General features: G+C 51.4%; 13 protein-coding genes and 1 riboswitch. Of the genes, 5 read left to right on the top strand and 8 right to left on the bottom strand.

From position 1 onward, the window contains the following. Positions 1 to 52 precede the first annotated feature (52 nt). Positions 53 to 877: a mechanosensitive ion channel family protein gene (locus tag IC617_RS00155; protein WP_191142966.1), complete on the top strand. Its 825-nt coding sequence runs from the start codon at positions 53 to 55 to the stop codon at positions 875 to 877. Beyond that, positions 877 to 1,734, top strand: a complete 858-nt coding sequence (locus tag IC617_RS00150) for a sulfurtransferase (RefSeq protein ID WP_191142965.1) — start codon at positions 877 to 879, stop codon at positions 1,732 to 1,734. The genes IC617_RS00155 and IC617_RS00150 overlap by 1 nt, the downstream gene beginning before the upstream one ends. 30 nt (positions 1,735 to 1,764) lie before the next feature. Here IC617_RS00150 and IC617_RS00145 read toward each other — a convergent pair whose 3' ends face one another. The 6 genes from IC617_RS00145 to IC617_RS00120 form a co-directional block, all read right to left on the bottom strand. Then, positions 1,765 to 2,778, bottom strand: a complete 1,014-nt coding sequence (locus tag IC617_RS00145; protein WP_191142964.1) for a 2Fe-2S iron-sulfur cluster-binding protein — start codon at positions 2,776 to 2,778, stop codon at positions 1,765 to 1,767. Next, positions 2,759 to 3,169 (bottom strand): group I truncated hemoglobin, encoded by a 411-nt coding sequence (locus IC617_RS00140; protein ID WP_191142963.1) that lies wholly within the window; start codon positions 3,167 to 3,169, stop codon positions 2,759 to 2,761. Before IC617_RS00140 ends, IC617_RS00145 begins: the two co-directional genes overlap by 20 nt. Positions 3,170 to 3,199: 30 nt before the next feature. Further along, on the bottom strand, positions 3,200 to 3,544 hold the full coding sequence (locus tag IC617_RS00135; protein ID WP_191142962.1) for a c-type cytochrome: 345 nt from the start codon (positions 3,542 to 3,544) through the stop codon (positions 3,200 to 3,202). A 36-nt stretch (positions 3,545 to 3,580) separates the two neighbouring features. Continuing rightward, positions 3,581 to 4,153: a Tll0287-like domain-containing protein gene (locus tag IC617_RS00130; protein WP_191142961.1), complete on the bottom strand. Its 573-nt coding sequence runs from the start codon at positions 4,151 to 4,153 to the stop codon at positions 3,581 to 3,583. Positions 4,154 to 4,224: 71 nt separating this feature from the next. Then, complete coding sequence (locus IC617_RS00125) at positions 4,225 to 5,574, bottom strand: cytochrome c3 family protein (protein WP_191142960.1); 1,350 nt, start codon at positions 5,572 to 5,574, stop codon at positions 4,225 to 4,227. 5 nt (positions 5,575 to 5,579) lie between these two features. Further along, positions 5,580 to 7,640, bottom strand: a complete 2,061-nt coding sequence (locus tag IC617_RS00120) for an FAD-dependent oxidoreductase (RefSeq protein ID WP_191142959.1) — start codon at positions 7,638 to 7,640, stop codon at positions 5,580 to 5,582. Between the two features lie 354 nt (positions 7,641 to 7,994). Here IC617_RS00120 and IC617_RS00115 point away from each other — a divergent pair, with 354 nt between their 5' ends. Both IC617_RS00115 and IC617_RS00110 read left to right on the top strand, forming a co-directional pair. After that, positions 7,995 to 8,252, top strand: a complete 258-nt coding sequence (locus tag IC617_RS00115) for a hypothetical protein (protein ID WP_191142958.1) — start codon at positions 7,995 to 7,997, stop codon at positions 8,250 to 8,252. Between the two features lies 1 nt (position 8,253). After that, complete coding sequence (locus IC617_RS00110) at positions 8,254 to 8,430, top strand: hypothetical protein (protein WP_191142957.1); 177 nt, start codon at positions 8,254 to 8,256, stop codon at positions 8,428 to 8,430. Between the two features lie 15 nt (positions 8,431 to 8,445). On the opposite strand, the gene trhA is transcribed toward IC617_RS00110, so the two are convergent. Together trhA and IC617_RS18925 are read right to left on the bottom strand one after the other, a co-directional pair. Beyond that, complete coding sequence (gene trhA, locus IC617_RS00105; protein ID WP_369410340.1) at positions 8,446 to 9,117, bottom strand: PAQR family membrane homeostasis protein TrhA; 672 nt, start codon at positions 9,115 to 9,117, stop codon at positions 8,446 to 8,448. Between the two features lie 459 nt (positions 9,118 to 9,576). Then, positions 9,577 to 9,702: a hypothetical protein gene (locus IC617_RS18925; protein ID WP_255522904.1), complete on the bottom strand. Its 126-nt coding sequence runs from the start codon at positions 9,700 to 9,702 to the stop codon at positions 9,577 to 9,579. A 663-nt stretch (positions 9,703 to 10,365) separates the two neighbouring features. After that, positions 10,366 to 10,475: riboswitch (TPP riboswitch) on the top strand. A gap of 78 nt (positions 10,476 to 10,553) precedes the next feature. Here IC617_RS18925 and IC617_RS00100 point away from each other — a divergent pair. After that, complete coding sequence (locus IC617_RS00100; RefSeq protein ID WP_191142956.1) at positions 10,554 to 12,734, top strand: TonB-dependent receptor; 2,181 nt, start codon at positions 10,554 to 10,556, stop codon at positions 12,732 to 12,734. Positions 12,735 to 12,741 lie beyond the last annotated feature (7 nt).

Raw genomic sequence — 12,741 nt, 5'->3', positions numbered from 1 at the left:
AGCAGAACCTGAATTAACTTAAACAGCTAACAATGCATCGTGAGGGAATGGTGTGGACGAGAATATTGCTGAAGTACAAAAGTATTACGATCTGATTGTCGATTTTTTGGTGAACTACAGCTTCCAACTGCTCGGTGCAGTGGTGCTGCTGCTGATTGGCTTGTGGATTGCGGGTGCCATTGCCAGCTGGGTGAATAATCTCTGCCTGCGCCATCAAGTTGATGTCACTCTCGCCAATTTCCTCAGTAATCTGGTGAAGATTATTGTCGTGGTGATGGTGTTGGTGATGGTGCTCAACCAGCTCGGCATTGCCATTACCCCATTTATTGCGGCAATTGGTGCGGCGTCGCTGGGTGCTGGTTTAGCCTTTCAGGGCTTGCTCTCAAATTATGCTGCCGGCCTGACGATTATCCTCACGCGCTTGTTCGCCATTGGCAATACCATCCGAGTACAAGGCGTTTACGGCGTAGTGAAAGACATTAAGCTCGCCCATACCTTGCTGGAAAACGAAGATGGCGAGGAGATCATGATCCCCAACAAGCACATCGTTGGTGAGATTGTCCATAACTCGGATGCTAGCCGAGTTATTGAGGCGGAAGTCGGAGTGGCGTATCAAAGTGATATGGACTTAGCGATTACCACGGTGACCCAGGCGATTGAAAGCGCCTGTGGTGATTTGGATGATGTCAAAGTCGCGGTGGGGATCGACCGCTTCGATGATAGCGCCATTGTCATTGGCTATCGGGTTTGGGTACCAAGCCTGAACTTTTTTGAGCGCAAATACGCCATAAATAAAGCAGTACTTGATGCCATTAATCAGGCAAACATTGAAATCCCGTTCCCACAGCGGGTGGTACACCAAGCGGCAAACAACTGATGAACAAAGTGAGCAAGGAGGCCAAGAGGTCATCGCTAGTGACCACCGAATGGCTGAGTGAACATCTACAAGACGATGACTTGGTGTTGTTTGATGCCAGTATGGCGACTGTGGTTGGTATTGAAGCCATTGAATACGATCAGCAACCGCTGATCCCAAATAGCTACAAGCTGGATGTGGAACAGGAGCTGTGCGATCTCAGCTCTTCTCAACTGCATGCTTTACCTACGCCAGCTCAGTTCAATGCATTTGCCAAGCGAGTCGGGCTAAGTGCCGAATCCATTGTGGTGGTGTATGACAATCAGGGCATTTACAGTGCGCCAAGAGCTTGGTGGCTGCTGAAGGTCATGGGCGTTGACCGCGTGTATGTGCTTAACGGTGGCTTACCCAAGTGGTTGGCCGAGAAACGAGCGACGACCACGACTTATTTACTCGACTCCAATCAAGGCACGCTGCAAGCCGCCTATCAGCCCCAGCGAGTCTGCGACGCGGCGGCGGTGTTGGCGCAATTGACCGATAGTGACTCAATGGTGGTGGATGCTCGCTCTGCTGGGCGCTACCAAGGCTCTGCGCCAGAACCTAGAGCAGGGCTTCGTTCCGGCCATATTCCTGGCTCAGTCAATATTCATTTTGCTGAACTATTACATGAGCGGCAGATGAAGCCCCTGGCTGAGCTCGAAGTGATTTTCGATGATCAACTAAACAGCAAACAGCAGCCGTTGATTGCTTCTTGTGGTTCGGGGATCACCGCTTGCATTGTACTGCTCGCTGCGGCGCAGGTGGGTTATCAGAATTTGTGTTTGTATGATGGTTCGTGGACAGAATGGGGAGCGGATGATCAGCTCCCTATCGAATAACGACGAACTGAAACAGACCAGCGGTTGGCGTTAACTGCCGCTGGGTACAAAGGCATCGGCGGCGATGTCGGCCATGTTGGTGCCCGCCAAGAAGCATTGCTTCTTCATTTTTTTGACGAACGACTCTGCGCCACAGAGAAACACTTTATAGCCCTTGCCGTCGGGCACCAGCTCTTTACAGTACTGATAGATATCGGCTTCAGTGACTGCAGGATTGGTACTTTGCTGAGCGACAAACGACACGCTCAGATTAGGGTAATTGTCGCTGAGGGCTTTCAACTCGTCGAATAAATACAGTTGATCGCTGTGTTTGCTGCCGACTACCAATTGAATTGGCCCTTGGTGCTGGTGGTTTACCAATGCATCACGAACGATGCCGTATAACGGCGCTAATCCCGTGCCTAAACCGGTCAGCAACATGGGTTGCTGGGCATCGCCTGGGGTGTAAAAACACTGGCCATTCGGCCCTTCTATCGCCACTTCATCGCCAACACTCAGATCATCGTAAGCCCAAGGGCTGAGCTTGCCGCCTTCGACTCGCTTAATGTGCAATTCGATATAATCGTCGACGCCAACAACGCTGGCTAATGAATAGCTGCGCGATACCGCGCCATTGCGAAATAGATTAATAAACTGGCCTGCGCGATAATTGAGCGGCGCTTTGATCCGCAAGCGAACGACATTGGCTGTTAACTGCGCTTTGTCGATCACAGGCGCAATGATTTTTTCTGCTGCCGGCTTGAGTGCTACCGACATCGATTCACTCGGGTGGCAGCTACATGCGAGAAAGTAGCCTAACTCCTGCTGGGCGGCTGTCAGGCCTTGTTGCGCCTGAGGCGGAACGTCGCCGTCCGTGCACTGCATCATACAGCTTTGACAGCTACCGCCGCGGCAGCCGTAAGGAACTGAATGACCCGCTCGAAGCAGGCCATCCAGTACGGATTCGCCGTCCTGCAATGCGACTTCACTATCGGCAAATCGAATGGTGTTGGCGCTCTTCTTAGCAAAGAGCTTGGCCAACCAATTATTTGTTGAGGACATCATCTTTAACACTAACGGCAATCGTCACCACGCTATCAATGTCTTCCTGACTGACGCCCAATTCTTGCAAGGTGCCAACTAAGTTCTCGGCCACAGCGTTGAAGTGTTCTTCGGTCAAATTCATGTGCTTGTGTGCTTCGCGCATGTCTTTGCCGCTGTAGTTGTTGGGACCACCAAAGGCCATGGTCAGGAAAGCCTTTTGCTTCACGTGCTGGGCTTCCATATCAATGGTATCGAAAAAGTGGCTAATGCGATCATCGGCCAGCACCTTACGATAAAAAATATCGACCGCGGCATCAATCGCAGCGGCACCGCCTAATTTGTCGAATACCGATGCTGCTTTTTCTTCTGGCGAAGGTGCTGCTTTCTCTTTTTTCTTGAATAAACCAAACATAATCAATTCCTTGTTGTGTCGTCGGCCGCTCTATTTCTCAACTTGAGAGACCATGTATTCCACCGCGGCGGTAATTTGCTCGGTGGTTAAGTCTGTGTTGCCACCTTTGGCTGGCATCAGGCCATAACCATTGGAAGCGTGTTCGACTAGGGTTGGGATACCTTGCTCAATGCGCGGCCCCCACATTTTTTTGTTACCTACAATCGGCGCGCCATTAATGCCTTGGGCGTGACAAACCTTGCAGGTTCCTTTGTAAACCAGTTCACCGGCTGATGGCTCCGGAGGTTGTTCCGAGCAGGCTGCCATCAGCGCCACTGCTGAGATCACAGTGGCACTGAGAGCAAACTGATGGCTGCGGCTATGGGTATGATTCATAGTGTTGCCTCCATGTTTGCGTAATGGGGGATTGGCTTACAACGGCACACGAATCACAACGCCGCCCATCACTTCACCCACTTTAAAGTCGGTACGTGGCGAATCTTTGTGTTCGTTGTGACATGAGGTGCAGGCGTCGGATACCGCAACGTCTGGATAAACCGCGGTGAAGTATGTGACATCACCCAGCGTTTCGGTGCCGTAGAAGTTCTCACCCGGATTGGCGGCGATGTACTCCAAGCCTTCTTTCTCGACTGGTGATTTCGGTGCGTTCTGGGCATTGATTGGCCAGATCGACTGCAGCGAGTAAGTAAAGTCATCGGTCATTTCGGCAACCGCTTCGGCACCGGCACGGAACATCTGCGCAGGCAACAGCGCGCCATTGTCATATTCTTTCCAGTGCTCGTCTGGCTTGATGGCGCCAGCACCGGCTGGGCCCAAGCGCTTGATGATGAGCTTGGTGTAGTTGGTCCGGTCAGCTTTCATCACTGCAAACAATGAATCGGTGTAGATTTTGGGATCGATACCAGCGGCTTTCTCTTCTCCACAGCCGATCAAGGTAGCGGCGGTTGCAGCAACGGCTGCTGTTGCGATTACTTTTTTGATCATCTCTCTGCCCTTTTTAATTTACGTAGTTCAAATAAGTTGAATAAGCGTTTAATTAACTGGTTTTGTGGCTGTTATCTTTCTGCTCGTTTCAGCGCCCAGTCGATGGATTTAATGTGAATGCCAGGTTTATCAGCGAAGTTAGTTCTGATTAAATCGGGGTCCGCCAAGGCATCAATGGAAAACTCAAGTGAGTGACATTGCATGCATATCGGACGAATCATTTTCTCGTTAGGTCGTAGGTAATAGTTCTGGTTATGTTGCACGCTGACCACTTGCTCGCCGCGCTTTTTCTTGGCGATACGAGGCATGTGGCAGCTGGCGCAGCTGACCGCTTGCTCGACCGGCAGATCGCCGGCGGTTGCTTGCTGCCAAAGCTGGCCGTGAGGAGAGGCTTCAAAAGCCAGCGAGTGCTCATCTTGGTGACACGTCAAGCACGCTTCGGTGGCGGCAAAATCGGTGTCGTATTGATGTGGCTGGTGACAACTGTTACAGCCTTGCTGCAAGTGCAGGTTGTCTTGGTCAAAGACTAAGTCAGATTGCACTTCAGCTGGACTAATGGCGGTGGCGGCACCTGCGGCTAAGCGCATGCCGTGTTTACCGGCACTAAAGCCATCAAACTCCGGCTGGTGGCAAGACGCACACACCTCAATACCAGGCTTGCTAATCCAATCGGCATCGCCTTGTTGGGCGCTATCGGTTGGAGCATGACATCCGGTGCAGCTGATGCCAGCATTGGCGTGGGCGGTATCTTGCCAATGCTCAGTCTCAGCTGGATGATTGGCCATATGTTTGGCATCTTGCTGCGGATCGATGGCCACTTCTTTATTGGCGTACAGCTTGGCAGCGTTGCGAATATCCAGCGACGGTAATTGCTCACCTTGAGTTAATAACCAAGGCTGATGTGCGTTATCCACCAGAAAATCTTCAAACAGCGCGCGGTTGTCGTGATAGTTGTGACACCCGGCTGAAGCGCAGCTGTCGAATGCTAAGTCTTTATGGCTTTCGCGCTCGTCGCCGACATCTTGGTGACAGTGCCAACAATAGTCATCCGGCAAGGTAACACCCATGGCACGCGTTTGTTCTTCTTGGTGCTCGGTGTGGCAGCTGACACAGTAACGGGCGTCAATAATTTCCAAGCGATAGGCTTCGCGCGGATCGGTAAATTTCTTTTTCGGGTGGGAGTCGTGGGCGTCTTCTAACTCAGCAGCATGGCAGCTGGTACAGGCATCTTGCAGCACTTCGGTTCCGCCAAATGCGTCGGTATGGCAGCTGTCGCATTCTAATTCGATTTGGTAGTGACCATGGGTAGCATCACCAATTAGCAAGGCCGCTTTGTCTTCACTGGCGAACAGCACATAGCTGTAGTACCCACCGATGAGCAGGGTGAGTAAAATCCACAATGGCCAGAGTAACTTTTTCATGCTCATCAGAAGTAATACACCGTTAAAATGTGAATGCTCAGCAGAATCGGCAATGGCCAGGTCACCAGCGTGTGGAGCCAAGTCCAAAACTGTCGAATTGCTGCACTTTTCATTGGATTAAACTGATGACTGAACGCCACCACGGCACCAGCGCTGGCACCTAACACCAACACGGCTAAAAAGTTGATCATCAATAGCTGATTAAGGTTGGCGCCAAGATGAAATCCGGTGTGGGCGATGAGCAGTCCGGCGCAGGCTGCACCGAGTACGCCATGGAGCAGGCGCCAGTAGGCAAAGTCGCCCATCTTGGTCCAGCCCAGTCGCTTACGCAGTGACATCAACAGGCCAATAACGGATAGCCCGAGCAGGGTAAAACCGGTGACTTGCTTCCAGAACTTGTCGTTCCAAATTCCTTCAAACCAGCCTCGCTCCACCACTGAGTCGGCCACGGTTAGGGCTGGCATCAGCGACATGGCTAACACCACGAATACGGCGGCCAGCGACATGACCATGAGCGTCAGCCAGCCTTTTTCTTTTGCGGCAGGTTCATTGCTGCCAATCAGCTGATTCAGTAATGGTTTACATGAGCCACAGACAGTGCCAGCGGCGGTTGTGGCTTGCAGCGCGGCAATTGAATCTGCCCCCGCGGCGACGGCTTCGACCAATTGGCCTTGGCTAATGTTGTTGCATTGGCACACCATGGCGTCAGCTGGCCACGCTTTGACATCATCGGTATCGGATTCTGACCACAGTTTGCCACCAAGTCGGAACCACAACTGCTGCCACTTGCTAATGGTTCGTTGTTGCTTAAATGCTTCTTGAATACGGCGAGATTCAGGCCATTCGCCGATGCCAATGGCGCCAACCAGCTTGCCTTTGTGGACCACCAATTTACGGTAGATCCCTTGTGCTTTATTGCGGTAAACCAATTCAGATTGGAACGGACGCTCAGGCAGTTCTGCCACTTCTCCCATTGAGCAGACCTGTTCGCCAACCACCTTCAAACGACTGACTTCGAGCGAGCCCAGGTAAGCTGAAGCGCCGCCACTGATGACATCCGCCGCAATCGCGGCTTGTTCAAAACCGGGATTGACCAAGCCATAGACTTGACCTTGGTGCTCGCTACATTCGCCGATGGCGTAAATATCCGGATCGCTGGTTTGCAGCTGATCATTGACCACGATTGCTCGCGCTACTTTCAGGTTGGCGTGAATGGCCAGCCGAGTGTTGGGTGACACACCAGTACACAGCAGTACGGTGTCGCATTCAATTTGCTCACCAGTCCGAGTGGTAACGGCGGTGACTCGGCCTTCATCGCCATGAATGACGCGAACGCCAGATTCGGTGACGACATGAATGCCGAGATCTTCGACTTTTGTTCTGAGTTGGGTCGCTGCGTCGTCATCTAACTGGCGATTCATCAAGCGTGTCGCTTGCTGCACCAGCGTCACTTTAGTGTTGAATTTAAGCATGCCGCGGGCAGCTTCAAGGCCCAATAAACCGCCGCCGACCACGACTACATGACGGCAACGTGAGACTCGAGCTGATAGCGCTTCGGCGTCCTTTAAATTGCGAAAAGTGTAAACGCCTGCTTGTTGTACGCCGGGAATGTTAGGGATGTGGGGGCGAGAACCTGTGGCGATAACCAGTTGGTCGTAGTTATAGCGGACACCTTGATTATCGGTGACGACTTTCTGTTCGCGATCGATATGGGTGATGGTGGCGATCAGCTGCCGAAAACCAACGTGTTTTTCCTGATCGGGCAAGCTGGTTTGAATATCGTGATAGCTGGCATCGCCAGATAACAGAGCTGAAAGCAGTACGCGGTTGTAGGGTGCGTAAGGCTCATTACCGAATAGGGTTAATTCTGCATTGGGCTCGCGCTTGAGCATTTCATGGGCGAAACGAACGCCGGCAGGTCCAGAACCAATCACCAACACACGACGAGCCATCTGAGCCGATATTGGGTCATAGACGCCAACGGCTTGTTTGGTCTCTGCCGAACCAGTTTTACTCTGATCCGGAGTCGCGAAATGCGCTGCTTTTGGGCTGGCAACGTCGGTCATTACTTCTTCTCGGTCTGGTCTTTTTTGTTATGGACACGACAATGCAGGCTCCATGCCCATTTGTTAAATAATGGTTTAAATCTATTTAAATCAGCTTGTTGGGCAGGTTATTTGAAAGGTTTTGTGAATTTTTTAATGTTGTATTTATAAGGCAATAATAGGGCGAAGCACTTCTTTGGTGCGATCATTCGGTGCAAACGGATCGATTTAACCGGCACTGAATTTGATCCTTGGTGGTGCATTGGCTTTCATTTTTGTGATTTTCATTGGGCCGATCCGGATAACTAAAAGAACTGGCATCCGGCAGCTAAATTGCTCAAACTGCGGTTATCAATCCGATGCTTTTAATACCCCATGACAACTGAATTTAATGCCGTAGATTTACTGGAAGTCGTCGAGAATCAAATCGCAGATGGAGAGCCACTCATCGTCAAAGAAACCCTGATGCGGTTGATGATGACGGGCCATAGTCGCGAGCAAGCACTGGAGCTCATAAGCTGTGCACTGAGCGTGGAATTTACCGCCATCGCTGAACATAACGGCACTTTTGATCTGGAGCGTTACTCCAACAGTTTAAAGCAATTGCCTGAATTACCGTGGTTGGAGGAATAGCATGGCGTTACTGACGATTTTGGCGTTGCTCGCGGTGGGCTTGTTTATTGTGATTAAGCTGACCGAGCGCACCGGCAAAGAAAAGTCGATGGAACAAGCACGCTCAATGAGCAAGTGGATCATGCCGCTGGTATTTATTTCTCTCATCATCCAGTTGATCTACATGATGATGAAATAGCCAGCAGGAGTGAAGCTAAAGCCCTGCTAGTTCGTTGAGTTCGGGCATCGGCAATACATGCCACCACACGGAAAAGAAGTGGCAGAGACCACCTGCAACCACAAACAGATGCCAGATCGCGTGGGTAAACGGCAGCTTTTTCAGCAAATAGAAAATGACGCCAACGCTATAGCAAAGGCCGCCAGCCGCTAACCACCACATACCTTGCTCGCCCAGCGCTGCAGATAGCGGCTTGATGGCGATAACCACAAGCCAACCCATCACTAGGTAGCTAATCACTCGAAGTGCTTTGAAGCGATTCGGCCATCCGAGCTTTAGGGTGATACCGATAATGGCCATGGCCCACACGGCAGCGAAAATCGACCAGCCCAATGTTCCTCGCATACTTATGAGCATGAACGGGGTATAGGAGCCGGCGATGAGTAGATAAATGGCGCAATGATCGAATGCTTTGAGGTGCTTTTTAATTCGTGGCCAAGGGACTGCGTGGTAGCAACTGGATGCTGCAAACAAGACGATTAACGAGGCACCATAAATGCTGCTGGCGACAATGCGCCACGTGTCTTGTTGCTCGGCCGATACCATAACCATGAGCACTAACGCCGCAATGCTGAGGCCAAATCCGATGAGGTGAGTCAGGCTATTGAGCCATTCTTCAGCAGTTGAGTAGGCAGCAGTATTGGACACAGTGGCGTTCCTCGTTAGTTGAGCGAACAAGTGTACGCTGAAAATTTTGCTTTGCAAAGCCCCGTGAACTGCTTGGAAGCTGGCCATTTGAGCAAGTAAGGTGAGCTTGCTGGTTCCCATTCAGACTTGTCTGTTGTTGTCGAGTTGCCCCGTGAACTGTTGGGAAGCTAGGCATCGGCGCGTATCGGTGCGTCAGACAGCAGGGAAGCTGTCTGCCGAGCGCCCCATGGATGGGCTTGCAGCGTCAGCGATAATTGTCGAAGGCTGGCTTTCTCTGAGATTAAGAAGAACTAGCTAGTTCTAACTCAGATTCTTCGGTTGCTGCTGAGCAGCCAAAGCAACGAAAACAAGACGCCGTAAACACTTCCATGTGGGCTCTACTGCCGCGTCCCTGCGGCAGAAGCTTGTGTTCGTTGCTTTGACCGCTCTCTTTGCAAGTCCACTGGATAGTCTAAAAAGCTAGGCATTGGCGAGTATCGGTGCGTCAGACAGCAAGGAAGCTGTCTGCCGAGCGCCCCATGGATGGGCTTGCAGCGTCAGCGATAATTGCCAATGGTTGGCTTTGCTGTCCATTTTGGTCATCAAGGCGAATTAGCTGCTTCTAACTCAGACTCGTCCGTTGTTGTCGAGCAGCCAAAGCAACGAAAACAAGACGCCGTAAATCCTTCCATGGAGGCTCTACTGCCGCTTCCCTGCGGCAGAAGCTTGTGTTCGTTGCTTTGACCGCTCTCTTTGCAAGTCCACCGGGTAGTCGAAAAGCTAGGCATCGGCGAGTATCGGTGCGTCAGCCAGCAAGGATGTTGGCTGCCGAGCGTCCCAAGGATGGGCTTGCAGCGTCAGCGATAATTGCTAATGGCTGGCTTTGCTGTCCATTTTGGTCATCAAGGCGAATTAGCTGCTTCTAACTCAGACTCGTCCGTTGTTGTCGAGCAGCCAAAGCAACGAAAACAAGACGCCGTAAATCCTTCCATGGAGGCTCTACTGCCGCTTCCCTGCGGCAGAAGCTTGTGTTCGTTGCTTTGACCGCTCTCTTTGCAAGTCCACCGAGTAGTCGAAAAGCTAGGCATCGGCGAGTATCGGTGCGTCAGACAGCAGGGAAGCTGTCTGCCGAGCGTCCCAAGGATGGGCTTGCAGCGTCAGCGATAATTGCTAATGGCTGGCTTTGCTGTCCATTTTGCAAGCAAAACCAATTCTTTTTTAACATCTGTGACTAAAATCGCTTCCAGTTACGTAACTGCGTATAATGCTCGAAAAGCCAAGGGGCGTTGTGGCAAGACACCGCAACTGAGACATCGTTTGATGGACCCTTTGAACCTGATCCGGTTGGTACCGGCGGAGGAATGGCTGTGACACGAACGACTTGTTCCCACACGTTCTTACTGCAGGCTGACGATTGTTCAGCTCCTACCGGATCTCAATAACCATAATGAGATCCCATGACACACTGCGATAACCAATTCAAAACTAAAACCTTAGTCCTCGCTCTTGCAGCCGCTTCCGCATTACCTTCTGCCCATGCTGATGCCCAAGACCCGACCGAGCGCATCGTCGTTCATTCCGACTTCCGCGCCAGTGCCGTCGAGCAGTTGCCCGGCAGCATCAGCGTCATTGACGCCATTCAGCTGGAAGATGAAGGCGCCAATCACTTCGAAGATGTACTCAATAGCATCGCCAACCTCAACTGGGCTGGTGGCACATCTCGGCCTCGTTACTTCCAAATCCGTGGTGTTGGCGAACAAGCCGAATATCAAGGTGCGCCGAACTCATCTGTTGGCTTTATTGTTGATGACATCGATTTGTCTGGTTTGGGGATGACCGCCAGCATGTTCGATGTTGAGCAAGTTGAAGTACTGCGTGGGCCGCAAGGGACCAAGTATGGTGCCAATGCATTGGCCGGACTGATTTACGTCAAAACCAAAGATCCAACCGATATTGCCGAACATGGCGCCAAACTATCAGTTGGTGATGATGATCTAAAAGAGTTCGCCGGCTACAGCGCTGGCGCCGTCAATGACAGTGGTTCGGTGCAATATCGAGTGGTATTGCAGCAGTTGCAGCAAAATGGCTATCGCGATAACAAATACCTCGGCAAAGATGACACCAACGAGCGTGACGAACTGACCGCACGTGCCAAACTGCGTTGGCTGACTGATGAAGACACAACCATCGATCTAACCCTGCTCCATGCTGATTTTGACAATGGTTATGACGCCTGGACGTTGGATAATAACGGCTTCGACACGCTGTCCGATAAGCCAGGTGAAGATTCCCAAACCACCACTGCCGCTTCGTTGAAAATGACGTTCCGCCATGCCAACGCGTTCGATGTCACCAGCATTACCAGTTATGCCGATAGTGACCACCGACATGCCTATGATGGCGACTGGGCCAACCCTGAATATTGGGCCAGCAAAGCGTGTGCGGCCTACGATGAAAATTGGAATGTCATCGGTACTGAGCCTTGTGTTTACGATTACTGGTGGGACAAAGACGGCAATCGCAAAACTTGGACTCAGGAAGTTCGCCTCACCTCCACTGAACAAGGCCGAATCTTTGCCGACACCAGTCATTGGTTGGTGGGTGTTTACGCCATGAACCTTGATGAGTCCAATGATCTGACCGTCGACCAGCAATACAACGGCGGCCCGGCATGGCGCGAATTGTTTGACTCAGAATACGAAGCGACAAACTTGGCTGCGTTTGCCCAGCTCGATAGCGACTTGGGTGATGGCTATCAGTTATCGCTAGGTGCTCGCATTGAATACCGCGATGCCGATTATAGTGATTCCGCCGGCGAAGAATTTGATCCGTCAGAAACCATGTGGGGCGGCCATATTGCGCTTCACAAAGACTTTTCTGCTCAACATCAGGGCTATGCCAAAGCGGCGCGAGGCTACAAGGCCGGTGGCTTCAATATGGCACTACCGGATGATTTAGCCGATGAAAAAGAGTTTGATAAAGAGACCCTGTACAACTACGAAATTGGTCTCAAGAGTTTACTGCTGAACAACAGCTTGATTAGTAATCTTGCGGTGTTTTACATGGACCGCCAAGATCAGCAGGTTGAGGGCTCGCGACAAGAGCCGGGTTCCGGCGATTTTTGGTTGTTCACCACCAATGCCACCAGCTCTACCAGTTACGGTTTGGAGTGGGACCTCAATTGGCAAGCCACTGATGGTTTGACCTTATATGGTAGTTTGGGTTTGCTCAGCGCAGAGTATGACAATTACCAATATCAAGTTGATGCCGATGAAACCATTGATTTGAGCGACCGTGATTTGGCCCATGCGCCAAAAACAACTTACAGCTTAGGGGCAACCTACTTGACCGAGCAGGGCTGGTTTGCCAACGTCAATGCCAATGGCAAAGGCGAATTCTATTACTCAGATTCGCACGACTCTAAAAGTGATGATTACATCTTGTTCAACGCTCGCGTTGGCTATGAAGCGGAGCACTGGAGCGTCGCATTGTGGGGGCGTAACCTGACTGACGAAGAATACGGTGTACGTGGCTTCTACTTCGGTAATGAGCCGGATCTGGACTGGGCTGCTAAGCAGTACGTACGCTACGGCGATCCTCGTCAGGTTGGTTTAACCCTGACTGTTGATCTCGACTAAATGGAGA

Source organism: Neiella litorisoli (assembly GCF_014773395.1).
Classification (GTDB): Bacteria; Pseudomonadota; Gammaproteobacteria; order Enterobacterales; family Neiellaceae; genus Neiella; species Neiella litorisoli.
The sequence above is the reverse complement of the archived record's forward strand: the minus strand, read 5'-3'. Positions and strand labels throughout refer to the sequence as shown.